This is a genomic window from Microbacterium sp. HM-570, from assembly GCF_054165885.1.
Map to the genome: position 1 here is coordinate 2,037,166 of NZ_CM135111.1, position 21,445 is coordinate 2,058,610.

At 63.3% G+C, this 21,445-nt stretch carries 14 protein-coding genes; 10 read left to right on the forward strand and 4 right to left on the reverse strand.

Annotated elements, in window-relative coordinates:
* Positions 1-65: 65 nt before the first annotated feature.
* The 10 genes from ACT9TC_RS09645 (at position 66) to ACT9TC_RS09690 (ending at position 15,695) form a co-directional block, all read left to right on the forward strand.
* Complete coding sequence (locus ACT9TC_RS09645) at positions 66-827, forward strand: hypothetical protein (RefSeq protein WP_458040308.1); 762 nt, start codon at positions 66-68, stop codon at positions 825-827.
* A 471-nt stretch (positions 828-1,298) separates the two neighbouring features.
* Positions 1,299-5,912 carry a PKD domain-containing protein gene (locus tag ACT9TC_RS09650; protein ID WP_458040309.1) on the forward strand — a complete coding sequence of 1,538 codons (4,614 nt, stop codon included), beginning with the start codon at positions 1,299-1,301 and terminating at the stop codon, positions 5,910-5,912.
* Between the two features lie 32 nt (positions 5,913-5,944).
* Positions 5,945-6,469, forward strand: a complete 525-nt coding sequence (locus tag ACT9TC_RS09655) for a hypothetical protein (RefSeq protein WP_458040310.1) — start codon at positions 5,945-5,947, stop codon at positions 6,467-6,469.
* 101 nt (positions 6,470-6,570) lie between these two features.
* A complete protein-coding gene (locus tag ACT9TC_RS09660) occupies positions 6,571-8,427 on the forward strand; it encodes a Wzz/FepE/Etk N-terminal domain-containing protein (protein ID WP_458040311.1) in 1,857 nt (618 codons plus the stop codon).
* Between the two features lie 280 nt (positions 8,428-8,707).
* A complete protein-coding gene (locus ACT9TC_RS09665) occupies positions 8,708-9,559 on the forward strand; it encodes a hypothetical protein (RefSeq protein ID WP_458040312.1) in 852 nt (283 codons plus the stop codon).
* Positions 9,560-9,638: 79 nt separating this feature from the next.
* A complete protein-coding gene (locus ACT9TC_RS09670) occupies positions 9,639-10,484 on the forward strand; it encodes a sulfotransferase domain-containing protein (RefSeq protein WP_458040313.1) in 846 nt (281 codons plus the stop codon).
* Between the two features lie 9 nt (positions 10,485-10,493).
* The gene (locus ACT9TC_RS09675) at positions 10,494-12,908 is read left to right on the forward strand and encodes a hypothetical protein (protein WP_458040314.1); all 2,415 of its coding nucleotides are present in this window, start codon (positions 10,494-10,496) and stop codon (positions 12,906-12,908) included.
* Between the two features lie 92 nt (positions 12,909-13,000).
* Complete coding sequence (locus tag ACT9TC_RS09680) at positions 13,001-13,852, forward strand: hypothetical protein (protein WP_458040315.1); 852 nt, start codon at positions 13,001-13,003, stop codon at positions 13,850-13,852.
* A 5-nt stretch (positions 13,853-13,857) separates the two neighbouring features.
* Entirely contained in the window at positions 13,858-14,763 is a 906-nt protein-coding gene (locus tag ACT9TC_RS09685; RefSeq protein WP_458040316.1) for a glycosyltransferase family 2 protein, read from the forward strand.
* Positions 14,760-15,695, forward strand: a complete 936-nt coding sequence (locus ACT9TC_RS09690; RefSeq protein WP_458040317.1) for a glycosyltransferase — start codon at positions 14,760-14,762, stop codon at positions 15,693-15,695. The genes ACT9TC_RS09685 and ACT9TC_RS09690 overlap by 4 nt, the downstream gene beginning before the upstream one ends.
* On the opposite strand, the gene ACT9TC_RS09695 is transcribed toward ACT9TC_RS09690, so the two are convergent.
* The 4 genes from ACT9TC_RS09695 to ACT9TC_RS09710 all read right to left on the reverse strand — a co-directional run bounded on the left by ACT9TC_RS09695 (position 15,658) and on the right by ACT9TC_RS09710 (position 21,166).
* The gene (locus ACT9TC_RS09695) at positions 15,658-16,404 is read right to left on the reverse strand and encodes a hypothetical protein (protein ID WP_458040318.1); all 747 of its coding nucleotides are present in this window, start codon (positions 16,402-16,404) and stop codon (positions 15,658-15,660) included. The two genes, ACT9TC_RS09690 and ACT9TC_RS09695, sit on opposite strands and share 38 nt — an antisense overlap.
* A gap of 39 nt (positions 16,405-16,443) precedes the next feature.
* On the reverse strand, positions 16,444-17,754 hold the full coding sequence (locus ACT9TC_RS09700; RefSeq protein ID WP_458040319.1) for a UDP-glucose dehydrogenase family protein: 1,311 nt from the start codon (positions 17,752-17,754) through the stop codon (positions 16,444-16,446).
* A gap of 22 nt (positions 17,755-17,776) precedes the next feature.
* Positions 17,777-19,339 carry a lipopolysaccharide biosynthesis protein gene (locus tag ACT9TC_RS09705; protein WP_458040320.1) on the reverse strand — a complete coding sequence of 521 codons (1,563 nt, stop codon included), beginning with the start codon at positions 19,337-19,339 and terminating at the stop codon, positions 17,777-17,779.
* A gap of 204 nt (positions 19,340-19,543) precedes the next feature.
* Positions 19,544-21,166: a sugar transferase gene (locus ACT9TC_RS09710; protein ID WP_458040321.1), complete on the reverse strand. Its 1,623-nt coding sequence runs from the start codon at positions 21,164-21,166 to the stop codon at positions 19,544-19,546.
* Positions 21,167-21,445 lie beyond the last annotated feature (279 nt).

Here is a 21,445-nt window from a genome sequence, read left to right on the forward strand (position 1 = left end):
CGGTCTATCCGGTCGGGCAGACGTTGGAGCAGGCGCTCCGGGACATCGATCGCACTTTCGGTTCCGTGACGGTGGTCCGCGGCTTCGCCCTGGGGGTTCCCGTCGGCTCGGTCGGGGCCGTACGACATTTTTCGCCCGGGCTTCCCTTCAGCTGGTCAAGCGCGAAAGCTGAACTCCTGAAGGATCGCACCCTTGTTCTGTCCTTCAAAGCACCACCGAGCGAGATCGTCGCTGGTGATCATGACGCGTACTTCCGTGAGTGGTTCGCGTCCGCGCCAGATGATCAGACGATCTACTGGTCGTATTTCCATGAGCCTGAGAACGATATTGCCGCGGGGGACTTCACGACCGAGCAGTATCGCGCCGCGTGGGAACGCCTCGCGGCGATTGCGGACGAGTCGTGCAAGCCGAATATGCACTCCACGCTGATTCTCACGGAGTGGACGATGAATCCTGGTTCGCAACGGGACTATCGCGCGTACGATCCGGGACCGGACTACGTGGATGTCCTCGCGTTCGATCCCTACAATGCTCTGTTCGACCTGGAGCGCACGACCTACGATGGCCCCGAAGCTCTGTTAGCACACATCGTGGCGAAGATGGCGGTCGATGGTAGGCCTTGGGCTATTGCAGAGATGGGAAGTCGCCTGATGGAGGGAGACAGCTCGGGCGCGGGGCGCGCCGCGTGGCTGCGCGCCATCGGCGAGTACTCGGAGCGGAACGGCGCGCTGTTCGTGACCTACTTTCACGGGGTCGGGATCAACGGCGACTTCACCCTCGAGGACGAGGCGTCGATCGAGGCGTGGGCGGCATTGGTGAAGGGCTGAGACGGTCCTCTCACCGTCGTAGCGCGCACGCGAACAATGCGTCAGAAAACTGACGGTTGCCTGAGATGCGGCTCATAGGGCACACTTAGCTTCACTCGACTCTCCGCTGGGGGGAGGCGTTCGAGGTGGTTGGGGAACCTAGTGAAGCTTTTTTTTGGGAGCCGTTCGCCCTTGGCGTGGGCCATATCTGTGGTGGCCGTTCTGGGCGTGGTGGCGACAGGTGTTGTTGCAGCGCCAGGTAGCGCGTCAGCTTTGACCGCCGATGCGTCATCGATCGTGCAGGCCGCTATCGTGTCGCCAAGGGCTGCACACGATCGAGTCGTTAGCACTGTCCCTGTCGCATGGACGCCGCAGATTCGCGACGGGCGAGTTTTCGATATCGCCCAGATCGGCAACACTGTCGTTGTCGGTGGCAGCTTCTCGCAAGTGAGTCCGGCGAGCGGCACGCCAGTGTTGAACCGGGCCGGGGTCGTGGCCTTCAGTGCCACGAACGGCGCAATCAACACGAACTTCGCTCCCAGCGTCGCCAACGGCGACGTGCGAGCGGTCGAGCAGGGTCCCACCGCCAACACGGTATTTCTCGGCGGTTCCTTCCAGGGTGTCAACGGGGTGACGCGCAAGGTCGTGCTTCTCAATCTCACCACAGGACAGCTAGTTCCCGGGTTCACCGCTCCCTCGATGAATGGCGCAGTGAACGATCTCCAACTGATCGAGAATCGTCTGTATGTCGGCGGACTTTTCACCTCCGTTGGCAATCAGCCTCACGGAGGTCTGGTCGCGCTGAACGCTACGACCGGCGCCCGCGAGAGCTTCCTCTCCGTGAATCTGACGGAGAACCAGAACTACACAGGACAGCCCGGTCAGGCGCAGGCAGGCGTGGGTGCGAAGAAGATCGCCGTCACCCCGCAAGGTGACCAGATGGCTGTGATAGGTAACTTTCGCAAGGCGGACGGGCTCGAGCGTCGGCAGATGGTCCTGATCGACCTGACCGGCGGGACCGCGCAGGTTCGTGCGGACTGGAAGACGGACAGGTTTGCGCCGGCGTGTTTCAGCAACGCATTCGATACATACGTGCGAGATGTCGCTACGTCGCCGGATGGTAACTACTTCCTTGTCGGTTCGACTGGTGGGCCTACGCCGGGATCGCTCTGCGATACGGTCAGCCGCTGGAACGTGGCGAATACTGGCCAGTCCGTGCAACCCGAGTGGATTGACGATACGGGCGGCGACACAATCCTGAGTGTCGCGTCGAGCGGCTCGGCTGTCTACGCGGGCGGTCACCAGCGTTGGATGAACAATGCAGGCGGGCGGGACAACCCCGCTCCGGGCGCGGTCCCGCGGCCGGGCCTCGGCGCAGTCGACGTTCAGTCTGGCGTGCCAATCGCGTGGAACCCGGGCCGAAGCCCTCGAGGCGCGGGCGCGGAATCGTTCCTCGTCAGCGACACCGGGCTGTGGGTCGGTAGCGACACCGAGCAGATCGGTCACTACACGTACAAGCGTCCGCGGATCGCCTACTTCCCCCTTACGGGCGGCGTGCAGCTCGGCGCGGGCAACACCGGCGATCTTCCCTCTAACGTTTACAAGATCGCGGCCCCGCCGGTTGCCGGCGCCGGAGCACCGCTCTACCGCGTCAACGCCGGAGGCCCGACGCTGCAATCGGGCGACTCGGGCCCAGCCTGGACAGGCGACGACGGGGGAACCAGCCCCTACCGCAATTCAGGCAGTAACTCCGCGGGGTATGCGACCGGCTCATTGACAGTTGATGCCACCGTTCCGACGACGACGCCTCTTGAGCTTTTCAACACTGAGCGTTGGGATCCCAACGACGCCAATGAGATGGCATGGTCCTTCCCCGTGGTGAGCGGAAAAGAGGTAGTCGTCCGCCTCTACCTTGCGAACCGCTGCGATTGCACCAGTCTTGCTGGACAGCGAGCATTCGATGTGCGACTCGAAGGCCAGACCGTCCTGGACAATTACGACATCGCCGGGGATGTCGGCAACCAGGTGGGGACGATGCGATCGTTCACTGTCACCTCGGATGGCACGATCAACCTCGAGTGGCTCCACGCGGTTGAGAACCCGCTGGTCAACGGAATCGAGATCCTCGAGAGTGTGCCCTCCACCGGGCCGGAGGCACAGATCACGGGTCTGTCGAGGGTCTGGTTCACGGGTTCTCCTGTCGTCGAGCCGGTCGCGGCTGCTCCCGCGGGCGACATCGACTGGGCGAGTGTTCGGGGTGCGGTTGTCATCGACGGCCAGTTGTTCTACGGAACGGCTGACCGGCAGCTGCTCAAGCGCACCTTCAACGGCGAGACTTACGGTCCGGCGTCAGCGATCGACCCATACAACGACCCGTACTGGAGCGAGGTGGCCACGGGATCCGGCCAGACATACCGAGGCACGAGACCGTCGTTCTATAACGACATCGCTACTGTCTCGGGGATGGCCTACGAGAGTGGACGGCTCTACTACACGCGATCCGGGTCGAACCGGCTCTTCTCGCGGGCATTCTCGCCCGACAGCGGCGTGCTCTCTCAAGCTGTTCGAGAGGCACCAGTGTTCAGCTCCGGCGCGTTGGCGGGCGTGTTCTTCGACGAGACCGCAGAGAATCTGTATTTCGTAACCGCATCCAACGGCTCGCTCTCGCGTGTTGCTTGGGATGGCGCAGCGACAGTCGGATCCCCTGTCGTCGTGAGTGGGCCGGCGATAGACGGGGTGGACTGGCGCGGTCGCGCCCTGTTCCTCGGAGCCGGTCCCGAGCCCGTAGCGAATGTGGCTCCGGAAGCTGTCATCAACGTCGATTGTGACCGCCTTGATTGCTCCTTCAATGGATCCGGGTCCTCGGACCCCGACGGCACTGTCACGTCATACGCCTGGAACTTTGGCGACGGTTCTGAGGCTGTCTCGGGAGCGAATGTCTCTCACACGTTCGAGGAGGGAACATACGACGTCACGCTTACCGTAATCGACAACCGCGGCGCTTCCGGATCCGTCTCCTCCGAGCTCGTCGTGGTCGAGAATATGGCGCCCGTGGCACTGATTGCTGATCCCGTGTGCGACCGTTTGGAATGCGTGTTCGACGGCTCGGGGTCTGCGGATCCCGATGACGCAATCGAGTCCTACTCGTGGGACTTCGGAGACGGCTCCGCCCCTGTATCGGGCGCAACCGCTTCGCACACTTTCGCGGAGGGCTCGTACACAGTCACTTTGACGGTGACCGACGAGTTCGGAACTACTGGCTCGACAAGTGTCGACGTCGAGATCCTCGCGAATCAGGCGCCTGTTGCTGTTATTGAGGCGCCGGTGTGTGAGTTGTTGGTGTGCTCGTTCGATGGGTCGGGGTCGTCGGATCCGGATGGTGGGGATTCGGTTGTCTCGTATTCGTGGGACTTCGGTGATGGATCGGGGGCGGTAACGGGTGTTGCGCCTTCGCACACGTACGCTGGCGCTGGTTCGTACACGGTGACGTTGACCGTCACTGACGAGTCCGGTTTGACGGGTTCGGTGACGCATGTGGTGGAGGTCGGGGATGGTTCCGGACCGGTCGAGGCTGCTGCGGAGTTGGTGGGCACGTCTGCCGTGTGGTCGCTTGCGAGCCCGGCGGTGGATGTTCCGGATGAGGTTCAGGCCGGTGATCTGTTGCTGATGTTCGTCTCTGCGAACCAGGCGGGTTCAGTCCCGGCTCCTGCTGGTTGGGTTTTGGAAGAGCAAACGGTGTCTGGTCCGTTGGCGGTCTCGCTGTTCACGCGTGTTGCTGATGGGTCCGAGGCTGGTTCGCAGGTTGCGGTCGCTGTGCCTTCGGGGGTGCGTTCCGATGTGACGCTTGTTGCGTATCGGGGTGTCTTGGATGGTGGGATCGAGGCGTTGGAGTCCGCGGTTTCCGCGAACACGGCGACGCATACCTCTCCGCAGGTTACGTCTGCCGGTGCGGAGCGGGTGGCCGTGACGTTCTGGGCGGACCGTTCGTCGAGCACGACGGGGTGGACCGCTCCGGGTGGGGTCGACGTCGTGTCGACGCAGATCGGGACGGGTGGTGGTCGGGTGACCACGCTCGTCACCTCTCAGACCGTCGGCGCGGGCCCCTACGGCGGTCTCGTGGCTACCACCGATGCCGCCAGCGCACGAGGCGTGTCGATGACACTCCTCCTCGCACCCACCGTGGGCGATGTTGCGCCTCCGGCGAATCAGGCGCCTGTTGCTGTTATTGAGGCGCCGGTGTGTGAGTTGTTGGTGTGCTCGTTCGATGGGTCGGGGTCGTCGGATCCGGATGGTGGGGATTCGGTTGTCTCGTATTCGTGGGACTTCGGTGATGGATCGGGGGCGGTAACGGGTGTTGCGCCTTCGCACACGTACGCTGGCGCTGGTTCGTACACGGTGACGTTGACCGTCACTGACGAGTCCGGTTTGACGGGTTCGGTGACGCATGTGGTGGAGGTCGGGGATGGTTCCGGACCGGTCGAGGCTGCTGCGGAGTTGGTGGGCACGTCTGCCGTGTGGTCGCTTGCGAGCCCGGCGGTGGATGTTCCGGATGAGGTTCAGGCCGGTGATCTGTTGCTGATGTTCGTCTCTGCGAACCAGGCGGGTTCAGTCCCGGCTCCTGCTGGTTGGGTTTTGGAAGAGCAAACGGTGTCTGGTCCGTTGGCGGTCTCGCTGTTCACGCGTGTTGCTGATGGGTCCGAGGCTGGTTCGCAGGTTGCGGTCGCTGTGCCTTCGGGGGTGCGTTCCGATGTGACGCTTGTTGCGTATCGGGGTGTCTTGGATGGTGGGATCGAGGCGTTGGAGTCCGCGGTTTCCGCGAACACGGCGACGCATACCTCTCCGCAGGTTACGTCTGCCGGTGCGGAGCGGGTGGCCGTGACGTTCTGGGCGGACCGTTCGTCGAGCACGACGGGGTGGACCGCTCCGGGTGGGGTCGACGTCGTGTCGACGCAGATCGGGACGGGTGGTGGTCGGGTGACCACGCTCGTCACCTCTCAGACCGTCGGCGCGGGCCCCTACGGCGGTCTCGTGGCTACCACCGATGCCGCCAGCGCACGAGGCGTGTCGATGACACTCCTCCTCGCACCCACCGTGGTGGGGCCTTGATGATCATCCGACGCCGAGTGCAGGCGGTGGCCGTGGCCATCGCTCTGGTTGCAGCGGTCGCGCTCACAGGTTGCACGGCCGCCGAGGCGCCGCAAGCTGTCGCGACGCAGCCTCCGCCGACGACCTCGACGGACCCGAATGATGTTCCCGCCGACGACACGGACTATTCAGTCGACTCGGGCAACAACATGCCCGAGTACGAGTACGAGGACGAGCCTGCGGCTCCTCCGACCGTCGTCGGGATTCTGTGCAACCTGAACCAGGAGTACTTCGAGGGACTGCGTAGCGTCGAAGCCGGGGTCGCTGTCGCGGACGACAACCTGAGGACGAACCTGGTCGGCCTGTCGGATCTGCTCGGCGAAACCGAGTCGCTCAAGCGGCAGTATCCCGATTCGGGTGCGTCGATCGATCTCGCCCAGGCGATCTTCGACAAGTGGGACGCTGCCATCTTGGGTCTCGATAACGGAGATGCATCCGCTGCTCGCGCAGCCATGGCGGACGCAGAAGATCTCGTGGAAGAGCTTCCGTCGCGCGACGCGGTGACCTGCGAGCCGTAACGCCGGCAGCATCGCTGCGGGCCAGGGGCCCATCGGTTCGGTCGGTGGCTACGCTGCGGATGCAGTAGGCTCGTGCTTCGTATGACCTCTGGGGGGGTTCAGTGGATCAATCGGAAAACGCGCGGCGACTTCCGTCTATCGGCAGTCTTGTTCGGCATCAGCGCAAGGTGATACTGGCATCAATCGCGATCGCGCTCGGACTTGCGTCGCTTTATGTCGTCACCATGCCGTCGACGTACACGTCGACGTCCGCCGTGCTCCTTAGCCCCGGGCCCGGCAATCCCCTGACAGCGGAAGCTTCCTCGGCGGGCGTCGTGCAGATGACCGTTGCGCTTGAGACGGAAGCGCAAATTGTTCGCACTCCGGCCGTGGCGGACGTCGTGTCCGACGCGCTCGGACGTTTGACTCCGGACACTGGCGAAAGCCTCGAGGTCACGGTGCCGTCGAACACTCAGATCCTTGAGATCTCCTTCACTGCCGGGACTCCAGAACGGGCAATGGCGGGCGCCCAAGCGTTTGCGGACGGATACCTGAGTTTCCGCGCTGAGCGCTCAAGGGCCGTCCAAGAATCACGGATTGCGCGCCTAGACGAGCAGATTGGTGAGACGGACGCAAGCCTGAGAGCTGCGATCGGGGCAGAATCGGCATCCGGCGGGTCAGTGTATGAATCGCAACAGGTGCAATTGCTGGCCGACAGGCTCGCACAGTTGAGCAACTCGCGAAGCACGGAAGAGTCGATCGGCACCGATCCGGGCGCGGTGGTGAACGCAGCTCCGTTGCCCGAAGACTCGAATCAACTGCCAGCGTGGTTGTACCTGGCTGTCGGCTTTGTATTGGGCGCAATTGCAGGACTGGGCATCGGGCTCTTGCGCGAGTGGCGTCGCGACCTCCTGAGGGAGTCGGATGACGCGACGGAACTCGGTGTGCCTGTGTTGGCCGCAATCCGGCCCATGAGTGGGACAGAGCTTGCCGTCGACGCTGGCTCAGCAATTCACGAGTCCTATCGGCGACTTCGGACAGCGCTTATCGCGAACGGACCGCGCCCGTATGTCCTTGCCGTCACCGGAGTCAACACCGATCTTTCCGCGCAGGTCGCGACCAATCTCGCGCTCGTGCTTGCAGAGGCACGATTCAGTGTGCTGCTCATCACGACGGATTCTCAGGAGCGATCTGTCGAAGGGCTCCTCGGGCTACGGGGGGGAGAAGGCCTGGCTGAGGTGGTTCTGAGCGGCCTACCGGCGAAGGATCTTCTCGTCACCAACAGAGGGATTTCCGTCCTCACGGCCGGACATGGGGTCGGCAGCTCCGATGACCTCACCGCGACCACAGCGTTCCGGGCAACGGTCAAGGAACTGCATCGAGATTTCGACTACGTCATCATCGCCGCGGCCGTGGCGGGATCCGCCGATGGCGACGCAGCGCTGCTCGCGGCAGACTCTGCGCTCCTGGTACTCGCCCCGGGCGCAACCACCCGTACTTTGCTGGGCGCGACCCTCGACCGACTAGAACGCTTGGGCGTCAAAACGATCGGTGCCGTCAATATCACTCGCCCGGAAATGAGCGCGAGTGCCGGTCTGCCCGCTACCGTCGGTGTAAGTGGGGCCCAGCCTCAGTCCGAGGTGGCTGTTAGCACCAATAGCGTTGAGGCCCTCGACGGCGAGTTCGAGCGCGAGAACCGTGACGCCGAGTTGGATGAAATCGGACTGGACGATGCCGGACTGGACGATGAGGAGCTAGACAGCGTCGCCGAGTCCGAGTTGGACGACGTCGAGCTTGCCGATTCGGATTCCGACGAGTTCGAGTCGGACTCAGAGGATTTCGACGACGAATCGGACGAGTTCGTCGGTGCTGAGAGCGACCCCGACGACGAGTTCGAACCGGGCGAGGCGGACGCGGTACCGGACGACGCTGACGCCGACCAGAACGACGGTCGGGTGCATGCCAAGTCGGCCGGTTGACCTCGGGCTGGGGCGCTCAGCGTTCGCGCTTGTCTCGCAGGCGGGGACGAAGCACACTCACGTGTCATTTCCGTCACGGTCGAAGCCGCGCCTGCTGGTTCCTCGGAGATCAAGGAAAGCGGCGGCAGCGAGCCTGCGGGAGTACACGGTGCCCGACTCGGCTCGCACTAGGTGGGCGCTTGCCGTCGTCGGCGCGTTCGCGCGCGCGGGGGTAGTTCGGTTTGCGCCCGGAGGTGTGACGCTCGGAGGCGAGGGCACGTTTATCGCTCACCTCCACAGCGTGCTTGACCGTGACGACATCGTTGCAGCGGTGCATCTGGGACCGCCGCGCGCCAACCGTAAGCCCGTGCTCCGGATGATGGACGTTCGCGGGCAGCCGATTGCTTTCGCCAAGCTGGGCATCAACGACCTCACCTGCGCCCGTATCCGCCATGAGTCCGCTGCTCTGAGCGCGCTCGAGTCGATCCAGCCTTCGCCGCTCGTAACCCCGTCCCTCATCGACGTCGGGGTGTGGAACGGGCTGGACTATCTCATCATGAGGCCGGTGGGGAACGACTCCACGCGGACGCCGGCGAGAACCCAACGCCTGCAGGGAACCCGGGAACTGCGGTCCGCGTTCCCGACCACCACGACCGTGCTTGGACATGCGTCGTGGTGGACGCGTGTCCATGCGGCACTAGAGGAAAGTGATGATTCGGCGGAGGCGCGGCGATTGAGTCACGCTGCACATCGATTGCGTGACCGCTATGGCGCGCTCGAGATGGAACTGGGCGCGGGTCACGGCGATTGGTCGCGGTGGAACATGAGCGCCGATGATGCCGCGCTTGTTGTGTGGGATTGGGAGCGCTTCGCGACCGACGTGCCTGCAGGATGGGATGAGTTGCACTTCGTGATCGGGTCTCATCCTCAAGGCGTGGCCGCGGCGCTCGCGGATCCGGATCTGCTGCTGCGCGAGGCCCTCCCCGAGGTCCCGCGAGATTACGCGTGGGTGCTGCTAGGGACGTACCTAGTGCAGCGCGGTGCCGCCTACCTATCGGATCGCCAGTTCGAGGCAGGTGCTCGCACCGGCGCGCTCGGCGCCTGGTTGCTACCGGCGCTCGAGCAAGTCGTTGATAGGGACACGAAACAATGAGCGCAGAACGATCGATCGTGCGCGGGGGGAGTGGATCTTGGGTCTGAAATCGTCATTGCCGGCGCCTGTCCGGAGCGTTGTGCGCAGCGCCTACGTCGGATGGGGGGCACTCTCGGCAGACTCGCGCCTGGCGCCGGACTTCCTCGTCATCGGAGGTCAACGATGCGGCACGACGTCGATCTTCCGGGCGTTTGAGCAGCACCCGGATATCGTGCGGCCGACCCTGAACAAAGGGGTCAACTACTTCGACATGAACTATCACCGGGGCACCCGTTGGTACCGGGGGCACTTTCCCCTCGCGCGAGGAATTCGGCGGACTCGCCCCGAAGGAACCACTGTCGCAACGTTTGAAGCAAGCGGCTATTACATGTTCCATCCTCTCGCCCCGGAGAGGATCGCGCGTGACTTTCCCGGCATCAAGATCGTCGCGATGCTGCGCGACCCGGTGGAACGCGCATATTCGGCCTGGAAGCATGAGTCGGCTCGGGGATTCGATGACTGGTCGTTCGAGCGGGCGATCGCAGAAGAAGCGGAACGCACCCGGGGTGAACGGGAGCGCATGATCGCGGACCCGCGCTACCAGAGCTTCAACTATCGGCACCACTCCTACACTGCCCGCGGGGACTACTCCTCCCAACTCGAGGAGTACTACCGACTCTTCCCCGCGAAGAACATCCATGTTGTCTACAGCGAGACCTTCTTCAGCGATCCCGAGGCGGAGTTCGCGCGTTTGACGGACTTCCTCGGGGTTGCGCGCGCGAAGGACATCCAGTTCGATCAACACAATGCGCGGCCAAGCGGCCCCATGCCCGGAACCACTCGCGAGGTGCTGTCCGAGGTTTACCGTGGGCAGGCCGAACAGCTCACATCGCTCACTGGACGCCGGCCTCCCTGGGGATCACTTTCCTCCGAGTCTGAGAGCTAGCGCGCCAGGATGCGCGCGCAGCTCAAGGCACCGCGGACCGGTGCCGCTTTCAACCCGGCGTGGCCGTTCACGGTGCCGCTCGTTGGCTTGCCCATCTGGTGGCTTCTCGGTATCTGGCAGCTCATGTTCTTCGCCATGGCCGTTCCGATGGCCGTGTATCTCCTGAAGCAGCGCAGAATTCTGATGCCGCGCGGATTCGGTATCTGGCTCCTATGGATTCTGTGGCTTCTCACTGGTCTTCTCGTTATGCAGGTCGATGCGCCGGGAACGGTATCCGGAGTGAATACGAACCGATACCTCAGCTTCGGGTTTCGGTTCGGTTGGTACCTTGTGGCAACGATCGCCGTGCTCTATGTGGTGAACACGCGTCGTGTCCTGAGCTCGGACAAGATCATGCAGGCTCTGGCCTGGTTTTTCGTTGCGCTCGTCGGCGGCGGGGTGCTGGGGCTGGTCGCCCCCGGCATCGACTTTCCGTCCGCTTTGCAGGCTGTCCTTCCGGACAGCATCGCCAGCAATCCATTCGTCAACGAACTCACGCGGGTCCAGACGGCGCAGATCCAGGATCTCCTCGGCGAGCCATCCGCCCGGCCGAGCGCCCCGTTCATCTACACCAATGAATGGGGTTTCGCCACAGCAATCAGCATGCCCTTTTTCGTCGCTGCATGGTGGGTGCGGGGACGAGCGTGGCGCATCGCGATGTCTTTCGTGCTCGCCGTTGCGGCCTTCACGATCATCGCGTCCCTCAATCGCGGGGTGTGGATCGCCATCCTCGCGGGCGTCGCGCTCGCAATCGTGCAAGCCGCGCTCCAGGGCCGACTGAAAGCTATTGCTGTCGCGGGTGTCATTGCCGTCGGTGCTTCAGCCCTCATACTCTTCTCTCCGTTGGGAGATATGGTGCTGGGACGCCTCGCCAATCCCCGCAGTGACGATGTTCGAGGCGATTTGGCGGGTACGGCGGTCGAGACTACGGCCCAGGGGTCACCGCTCTTGGGGTTCGGGACCACCCGCTACGTCTTGGGAACCTTCAGCTCCATCGCGGGGGGTGCCACGGACGCTTGTCCCTCCTGCGAACCGCCTCCACTCGGTACCCACGGCCAGTTGTGGCTCGTCATATTCGGCGCCGGGTTCATTGGAGCCGCACTCTACGTGGGCTTCATTGCGAGCCAGTTCCTGCGGCATGTCCGAGCGACGTCGGCTTACTCCATGGCAGCTGCCACGGGGCTTCTTTTGCTGCTCGTGACGCTCCCGCTTTACAACGCCGTCGGCATACCTCTGTACATCGGGCTCATCGGGATCGGCATCCTGGCGAGGGAATCGCCCAGACCGTTGCCGTCGCTGCAAGAGAGCATTCGGCCATTCATTCGTCGGAGTCCGGTACTGCTGCTCTGCGTCCTCTTGGGCGGCTTGGCGGGTATGGGCTACAACCTTGTCGCGGGCGTTCCGGTCGTCGCGACGCAACGGGTGCTCGTTCCCGCGAGTGAGCTCGTTCCGGTGCCAGGCGTACGCACATCTACGCTCGATTCGGAAGCAGTGCTGGCAGGGTCATCTCGGGTCGTCGGTGCGGTCGCGGACACCCTCGGGGTGCCGTTCGATGAAGCGCAACGCGGGCTACGCATCAGCGCGGAACCCAACACCCGCGTTCTGCTCATAACGTACGAGGCAACCACCCAGGCGCAAGCGCAGCTCGGCGCCGAGACGGCAGTGGGTGTGTTTCTCGATGAGCGAGCGGCGCTTCTCGAGGACGCGGCGGCGGATGTCGCTGAGCGCTATAGATCCCTTCAGGAGCAACTCGACGTCATCTATGGCGAGACTCGTCCCATTGCACTAGAGGCCCAGCGCGGTCACCTCTGGGACACCCTCGGCGAGATCACCAGGCAGCGGAACGAAATCGCAGACGTCCTCGCGCAGCTGAACGAAGCGGAGGAGGCGCGAGCGATCTCCGGTGCCGTCATTGTTCAGGCGGAAAGCACGACGACGGTCCGAGTGGCGAGCGGAATGGCCCTCGGTTTACTCGTCGGACTGGCACTCATCTGGATCTACGACCGCAAATTTCTCAGGATCGGCGATCGCCCCTCCCGCCGCGCTGAGATCGGGGTTCCCGTCATCGCCGGATACTCAGGCGATGGCACGGCCACGATCCAGACCATCGAAGCTTATGCGCCGATCGCAGGCGTGATCGCCGACGCTGCAAGTGCGCGTGCACGCGATCTTGCAGCACGGCTGGAACGTTCGCTAGAGCTCGATGACCATGCCGGGGCGCGAACCATTGTCGTCGTCGACTCTCGTTCGCGTGCTGATGACCTACGGAGACTGATTCACGAGATCGAGAGTGCGGGGCTGAACCCTGTTGGTCTCGTTCTGTGCGGGAATCCGCCGCTCGCCCTGCCGTGGTGGCTGGAGAGTTCCAAGGAGAGGGCGCGATGAGCCAAAGGGGAGACCTTCCTGTTCTGTTCCTCGGCGGGATCGGACGCAGTGGAACCACGGTGTTCGAGTTGAGCCTGGGAACCGACCCGCGCGTGGTCGCCCTCGGCGAGGTGATTCATCTCTGGCAGCGGAGCCTCGTGGACCGCGAATCCTGCGGGTGTGGGGTGCCCTTGACCGAGTGTCCGTTTTGGGGTCCGGTGGGTGAGCTTGCGTTCGGCGGCTGGAGTCAGATCGATCCCGATCGGGTCATCGGGTTGAAGCGGCGGATCGATCGGACGGTGCGTACGCCCCAGCTGGCGTTGGGTTGGGGTGGCGCGGCCTGGGACGCCGACGTGCGGGAATATGCGGACTACTACGCACGGCTGTACAAGGCGGCGGCGCAGATCTCTGGCCGTCGCGTGATCGTGGATTCGAGCAAGCAGGCATCGCTTCCGTATGTGCTGGCACATGCTGAGGGGCTGGACCTTCGCGTGTTGCACTGTGTGCGGGACAGCCGTGCTGTCGCCTACTCGTGGACGCGGAAGGTGGCGCGACCCGAATCGCAGAACAGCGAGGGCCGTCTCATGACCCAGTATCGTCCTCCGGTGCTTGCTCTGAAGTGGATGCAGCACAACGCGGTCATCGAGATGCTGCGGATGAAAAACGTGCCCATCCAGCGGGTGCGCTATGAAGATTGGGCGGCAGCGCCGGTCGAAACCGTGCAGTCTGCATTGGCGTTCGCAGGACTCGAACGAGAAGAAAACCGACACCTCGATGATCGGTGGGTGGATCTGCCTGTGACGCACACGTGCAGCGGCAATCCGATGCGGTTCACGCAGGGCCGGGTTGATATCCGCCCGGACGAGAAGTGGCGTAGCGCGTTGCCTGCCTCGAGCCGACGAGTGGTCTCAGGTCTCACCGCCCCAGGGCTGTTGGCCTACGGCTATCTGAAAAAGGGAAAGTGAAAATGATGTCAACAGTCAGCGTCGTCATTCCAGCCCACAAGCGTCCGGTCGAGTTGCGGCGGGCTATCGCGGCGATCAGGGACCAGGATTACCCCGGTCCTGTCGACATCGTCGTCGTATACGACCGAGCAGAGCCGGACGAATCTCTGGCCATCGACGACAAACGCCCCGTTCGGGTGATGCGCAATGAACGAACGCCCGGGCTCTCGGGTGCTCGAAACACGGGCATCATGGCGAGCTCCGGAGCGCTGGTGGCATTCTGTGACGACGACGACGTGTGGCTGCCCGACAAGCTCTCCCGGCAGGTCGAGCTGATGAACCAGAACGGCGCCACGCCTCTTGTCACCACTTCCATCGTTGTCGACTACGGGGATCGCTCGACCGTGCGATTGGCTGGCACCACCGAGGTGACCCGTGACATGTTGCTGGGGTCTCGTATGTCCATGCTCCACTCATCCACTTTCCTCTTCCGCCGTGAGGCACTGGAGGGATCCCTCGGGCTGATCAACGAAGAGATACCGGGAAGCCAGAAAGAGGACTGGGACATTCTGCTCAGAAGTGCAGCTATTCATCCGGTCGTTCACCTGGACGAACCTCTGGTGAGAGTTCAGTGGGGACAGGCATCGTATTTTTCGCGGCGTTGGGATACCAAAATCGACAGTTCGATCTGGATGTTTGAGAACTACCCCGACATGGCACGGCACCGATCGGGAGCTTCACGGCTCAGGGGTCAAGTAGCTTTCGCCTATGCCAGTTCCGGCAATCGGCCCGAGGCATGGCGTTGGGCGCGACGATCTATCCGGGGCAACCCAATGCAGTGGCGAGCGTGGGTGTCTCTCGGCGTCGCGGTGGTGCCGCGCTCCAGCGAACTTGTACTCGGAACTCTGCACAGGTGGGGGCGGGGCGTATGAGCGCGCTCGTCGCGATGGTCGCTTCGCCGGGCGGGCACATCGACCAGGCCTTCGAGATCGCAGACCGGTTTGCCTCGCGGGACAACCGCTTCTGGATTACGGCGCGCACCCCACAGACCGAGGCACTTCTTGCGGGGGAGCGGGTCGAGTGGGTTCCGCAGGTGCGCTCCCGCCAGGGTCTACGAGCGGCCCGCACGTTTGGGCTGGCGCGTCGGATCATGCGAGAGAATCGTCCCGATCGTGTCGTCTCGACCGGAAGCGCTCTCGCCGTCCCGTACATGCTCGCGGCACGATCATCGGGGGTCGCCGTCACCTACGTGGAGAGCGCCACACGTTTGCTGGGGCCATCGGTAACCGGGCGAATCGTCGAAAGAGTGCCCGGCATCGAGCTCTTCTGTCAGGGACGCTGGGAACGGCCGCGCTGGGCGTACTTCGGGAGCATCTTCGACGGCTACAGCGCGCTTCCGTCGACTCCGGCACCCGTGAAGAGTGCTTTGGTTACCATCGGAAGCGAACAGTTCCCATTTTCCCGGGCGCTTGAGTCGGCCCGTGATGCCACTGCGGGCCTTACCGTCAGCTGGCAAACGGGGACGACACCGGCTGAGTCCCTGGACCTCTCAGGGCATTCGCGTGCATGGTGGCCGGGCGACGAGCTGGCGTCGCGCGCGAGGGACGCGGATATCGTGATCACTCATGCAGGCGTCGGTTCGATTCTTATGGTGCTGCGCACCGGATCATGTCCGGTGGTGATCCCCCGTCTGCAGGAGCTGGGCGAGCACATCGACAATCACCAAATGGAACTCGCAACCGTGTTGGAGTCCCGCGATCTGGTGGTTGTCGCGCGCCCTGAGGATGACCTTCTCGACTGTGTGCGGCGTGCCGCTGCGAGACAAATTACGAAGGCTGAGCCAGGCGACGCCGGTAGTCGTTGACGAGGTGCAGTATCAAGGCGACCAGGAGCACACCGACGAACGACTCATGAATGCGTCCGAGGTAGGTGAGCGTCAGGCCAAAGGGGCCGTCTTCGGAGCGGATGTCTGTGCCGAGGGCTGAGACGACGATGGGTTCCAGAATCATGAAGACGTACCATGCCCATCGGATGGCCCGAGGGGACGGGGCTCCCGGGTCCAAGAGACGCCGGTCAAAGACATCGAACGTGAGCATGGCGAGTACCACGAAGCCGATCGTTTCTGCCTGATCGATGATCCACGAATCCGGAGACCAGATCACCGCCCAGATCGTCAGCGCGATCAGTGCGGGCGCAGCTGCGAGCATCCACCGACGTGTCGACCGGTGGAGGGCGACGTAGGGGATCAACAGGGCGAGGGCGAGTGCCGGCTCGTTGAGCGTCTTGATGCGCGAGGGCAGGTCGGTGATAGCTAAAGTCACGCCGATCAATGCCCACACGGAAGCCAATGCCAGAGCCCAGCGAAGAAGACGCTGCGGTCGCAAGCGGGGAAGGCCAAACTGTATCCACGCTCCGAGAATGAGTGCGAACAAGTAGGCCTCGCTGTTGTACGCCACGCGACGGGCGATCGATGGGGCTAGCAAGTCGAGCGCGCCCGATACAACCAGCAGCAGCAATAGCGCGAGTCCCCCGTAGAAGAGCCAGAGAACGACCCGTTTGCTCGTCTTGCTCAATTCTTGTCCTTCGTTGGAGTCGGTTTTGGGTGTCGGGCGCTATGGACGTCCGAGACCGTAGTAGGTCCATCCCGCCGCGCGCCATTCGCCTGGGTTGAGGCAATTGCGCCCATCGACGATGATTGTCCCGGCAGTCAGAGAAGCCGCGTGTTCCGGCGTCAGCTCGCGACGATATTCATCCCATTCCGTGACGACGACGACGACGTCCGCGTCCCGCAGAGCGTCGTCGCGGTCGTCAACGTAGTTGAGCTGCGGATGCTTGATTCGGGCGTTGGCCAGTGCCTCCGGATCGGTGACGGTGACGTGCGCACCAAGGCCGTGCAACCGAATCGCGACATCCAGCGCGGGAGAGTCGCGAATGTCGTCGCTATGGGGCTTAAACGCGGCTCCGAGGACTGTCACGTTCTTTCTGAATACGGAGCCACCGACCGACTCGATCACAAGTTGCACGGCCCGTTCTCGACGCCTCAGATTGATCTCGTCGACCGCCCGCAAGAATGTCACCGACTCGCCGCGTCCGAGTTCCTCGGCGCGTGCAGCGAAAGCACGGATGTCTTTAGGGAGGCAGCCGCCGCCGAAGCCGATTCCAGCTCCGAGGAATCGCCGGCCGATGCGCGCGTCGTGGCCGATCGCATCCGCCAGTTGCGTGACGTCAGCGCCGACCACTTCCGCTATCTCGGCCATCGCGTTGATGAAGCTGATCTTTGTCGCGAGGAACGCGTTCGCCGCGACTTTGACAAGTTCGGCGGTCGCCAGGTCGGTTACGAGGAACGGCGTCCCCTTCTCGACTGCCGGGTGATAAACCTCGCGCAGGACGTTGGCAGCGGACTCTCCCTCGGCTTCCGGGGGAACACCGACGACGATGCGGTCGGGGTCCACCGTGTCGCGAACGGCGAACCCTTCGCGAAGGAACTCCGGGTTCCACACGAGGGTTGCGCCTGCGGCCTTGACCTTCTTACCCATGTCAGCGGCGGTGCCGACCGGCACGGTCGACTTGCCCGCGACGATGTCGCCAGTGGTGAGATTGGGGATAAGTGCGTCGAAAGCGGCGTGCACGTAGGTCAGGTCTGCGGCGTAGCTGTCTCGCTGTTGTGGTGTGCCCACCGCGATGAAGTGGACCTTGGCGCCGCGAACCTTTGCGATGTCCGTTGTGAATCGCAGGCGACCCGTCGCGAGCCCTTCGGCCAGGATCTGCTGGAGGCCGGGTTCGAAGAAGGGCGCGTCGCCCCTCGAGAGTGCGGCGATCTTGTCTGTGTCGACATCAATCCCGATGACATCGTGGCCGGTCGACGCCATCGCTGCTGCATGGACGGCCCCGAGGTATCCACAACCGATTACTGAGAGACGCATGGCACTCCTTGCGTGCTGAAAACTAGAGGGAGGAACGTGACGTGTCGCGGAGGCTCTTGCGCGCTCCCCGGCCGAGCAGGTCAGTCACGCCAAGTCGGCGACGCCAGCGCCACAGCAACGCCGCGTACACCAGCGCAGCCGCCGCGAAGCACACGGCTCCAGTGATGATGCTGCCGTCGATGAGCTTAGCTACACCGGGAATAACGCCGAAAAGGAAGGCGGCTACGGCGGCCGCGAGGAGGGTGACGCGTCCGAACGGATGCACGCCCAGAGTCACGCGAACCTGGACGAGCGGGACGACGTTGGTGGCGAGGATGGCGGCAACCCATGCCACCGCTGCGCCGACGATTCCGATCTGGGGGATGAGCCAGATGTTAAGCCCGATGTTGAGTGACAGCGCTACCCAAGAATTGATCATCGTCAGGACGGAGCGACCTGCCATGAGCAGCACTGCGTCTACGACGCCGCACCCGGTGGCTACGAGCATGGCTGCGGCCAGGATCTGCAGCACTACCGCTCCCCCCTCGTACTGGTCGCCGAAAACGAGCATCAGGAGATCGGCGTGGATGAAAAAGGTGAGGTAGAACGGCCAGGTGGCGAGGATTATCCACGCGGTGGACGTTCGGTAGAGGCGCTGAAGTGCGCTGAAGTCGTTGCGCGCCGCAAGAGTGCTGAAACGGGGTTGCACCGCCATGCCGATGGCGTGGCCCGCCAGTTGTCCGAAGACAAGAAAACGAGTCGCTGCCGCATAAACGGCGGCCTCTGCCGGGCCCGCCCACAACGCGACCAAGATGATGTCGACCCGCTGAATCCCGGTCTGCGCGATCTGGCCGACGGCGCGCGGCGCGGTGAACCGCCAGAACTCAGCCATGATCGCCCGATTCGGGATCCAAGCCTTGCGCTTCGAGCGCGTCTCCCGGGGGTATTTGCGGAGGAGTTTCGCGAGCCAGGGCACGCCAATGACGACGACGGCCACAAATCCGACAATTCTCGTCCAGATCAGTTCGTCTCCGCCGGTCCATCCGGCCAGCGCGAGCAGCACGAGCGCCAGCAATTGGATAGTGGGACTCACGAACTTGTCGGCGACGACAGTCGGTCGCATGACCCCCATGCCCCGCGTTGCACCGAGAACACTATCCGCGGCGATGGCGATGAGAAGGCAGGAGGCCAGAACTGCGACGATTGTGCCGCGACCAACGATGTTGGATCCGAACAATAGCGTTCCGAACGGCGCATGGAAGACGAGAGCGACCACGCTGAGCACGATTCCGAGGGCGGCGACAGGTATGGCACCCGCGATCAGAATCTTTCGAAGACCGCCGACTTCACCCAAAGCGCGGTAGCGGGCCAGGAAGTAGACGTAGCCGACAGGGGTGCCCAGTTGGCAGAGGGCGACAGCTATGAGCAGAACGGACACCGCGGAAAAGTAGACACCGGCGTCTGCGATGGAGGAGATGCGGGTAACGAGCACCGTGATGGCGAAGGAAGCGAGGCCCGCATAGCCCGCGCCGACGAGGTTTGCGAGGCCGCCCCGTGCAACGCGACGCGTGCCCGCGGCGTCGTCTCGGGCGGACTCGGCGTTCACAGCCAGGGATTCCCCTTCGTCGGGACCACCGCCTGGACGGTATTCAACGTACCCATGCGTCCTACCCATCTCCGCGGTCTCCCAGTAGCTTCCCATGGTGGTGGACCTTGATGATCCCCGATTATCTGTGTCGAGACGGGCCCCCTGAGTCTCACGCCTGACGCCCGCCCTCGACTGAGTCCCGTAGATGGTGGGGCGAGAGAATCAGTAGGCGCCGCTCGGACTGATCATGACCTTCGCAGTTCGCCACATGATGCGCAGATCATCGGTCAATGACCAGTTCTCGACGTATCGCAGGTCAAGTTGCACGCTCTCCTCCCACGAGAGGTCACTGCGCCCGCTGATCTGCCAGAGTCCGGTGATGCCCGGGTTGATGTACAAGCGACGGTAGACAGTTCCGTCGTATGCGGTCACCTCGCTCGGCAAGGGCGGTCGAGGCCCGACGATGCTCATGTCACCCACGAAGACGTTCCAGAATTGCGGGAGTTCATCCAGTGAGAACTTTCGCAGAACGCGTCCGATACGGGTCGCGCGCGGATCGCTCTTCATCTTGAACAGAGGACCGGCGCCCTCGTTCGAGGCGACCAGAGACTCCCGCTGCCGCTCGGCATCCGTGCACATTGACCGAAACTTGACCATGTGGAACTCGCGTCCGTCTCGTCCTACACGAGACTGACGGAAGAACACTGGGCCACGTGAGTCCAGCTTGATCGCAATCGCGATGAGCGGCGCAATCACGCTGATCGTCACCATCGCCATGCTGGACAGCACAATGTCGAATGCGCGCTTGATCAGGTGCTGCCCGCCGCTGAAAGTGGGGATGCGCACTGAGATCAGAGGGAGGCCGTCTATCGGCCGCAATGAGATGCGGGGACCCGCAACATCGACGAGACGGCTGGAGAGAATCAGCTCGGATGCAGCACCTTCGAGCTGCCAGCTGAGGCGCCGGACGAAGTCCGGGTCATCAGTCGGTGTACTCGCGATGATGATCGAGTCGGCGCTGAGCTCGCGAGCGACCTGAGCAACGGTATTCACGGTGCCGCTTACGCGATAGGTCAGCCCATCCACGACAATGGTGTCCTCATGATCGCTCTCCACGAGAGTCGTCCCCACGATGATGTAGCCCCGGCTGCCATGACGTTGCAGTCGTGACACCACGTACTCAACATCCGCTGCGCTCCCGACGACGAGCGTGCGCGAGGCGAAGTGACCGAAAGCGCGCTGACGGAGCAGCCACTTGCGCCAACTCCACCGGCCGACGAGAAGTGCGAAAAGTCCCGTCGGCAAAGCGACGATGAGTTGCCAGCGCAGACCATCCCACTGGAAGATGATGAAAGCAATGGCCAGCATCCCGAATGCCAGCCCCGAGGCATGTGCGACCCGCTTATACTCCGTCGTCCCTGCGCCGATGATCTGCGGAGACCGCGTGAGGAAGCCGGCGAGCATCACCAGCCAAAGGAGTCCTGCCACGACGGGGACTCTGGTCAGGATCCACGGATCCTCGCCCAGCAGCCCCGGATGCAGCACCGTGAGCTGTCCCACAGCGGTGAGCGTTACAGCGGCAATGACGATCGCGCTGTCGGTCCAGCGAATTCGCCTGGCATACCGGCGTTCCCAGAGTTGCCGGTTTTCGAGACTCGGCTGCACTCGTGGTGCGACGACCGTTTGAGGTGCAGCATCGTGTGATGAGTATGCCGACGTGCGTTCGCGTGCCTCCCCCGGCGCGCTCCGTAGCACCTCTCGCGGTCGAACTGCGGCGATTGGCGCGTACGCCGAGAGTGGCGTTTTCGCCGACGCACGAACCCGAGCGTCATCGACGGCGGTCATCCCAGATCCGCGGTTGCCCGCGCGTACAGAAGTACGTCCCCAATTACCATGTTGTCCCCACAACTTTTCGGATCACAAAAAAGGATCCATCCACCCCAGTGCGTTCGGTCAACCCCAAATCGACCGTTCCCGGCTGCAAAGCCGCCAGCGCAAGGCCTACTTTACCCATAGACAAAGGTGAATAGGAAGCTTCGGTTCACCGATCGTTCACCGTGTCGCGAAACTGAGGACCAAACTGTCCTCCGGGTCCGCCGTGAGCCATGATGATCCTGCGGCGGT

Coding starts and splice junctions, on each gene's coding strand:
- ACT9TC_RS09675 (WP_458040314.1), top strand. CDS start 10,494: ATGCGCGCGCAGCTCAAGGCACCGCGGACCGGTGCCGCTTTCAACCCG.
- ACT9TC_RS09685 (WP_458040316.1), top strand. CDS start 13,858: ATGTCAACAGTCAGCGTCGTCATTCCAGCCCACAAGCGTCCGGTCGAG.
- ACT9TC_RS09690 (WP_458040317.1), top strand. CDS start 14,760: ATGAGCGCGCTCGTCGCGATGGTCGCTTCGCCGGGCGGGCACATCGAC.
- ACT9TC_RS09700 (WP_458040319.1), bottom strand. CDS start 17,754: ATGCGTCTCTCAGTAATCGGTTGTGGATACCTCGGGGCCGTCCATGCA.
- ACT9TC_RS09710 (WP_458040321.1), bottom strand. CDS start 21,166: ATGACCGCCGTCGATGACGCTCGGGTTCGTGCGTCGGCGAAAACGCCA.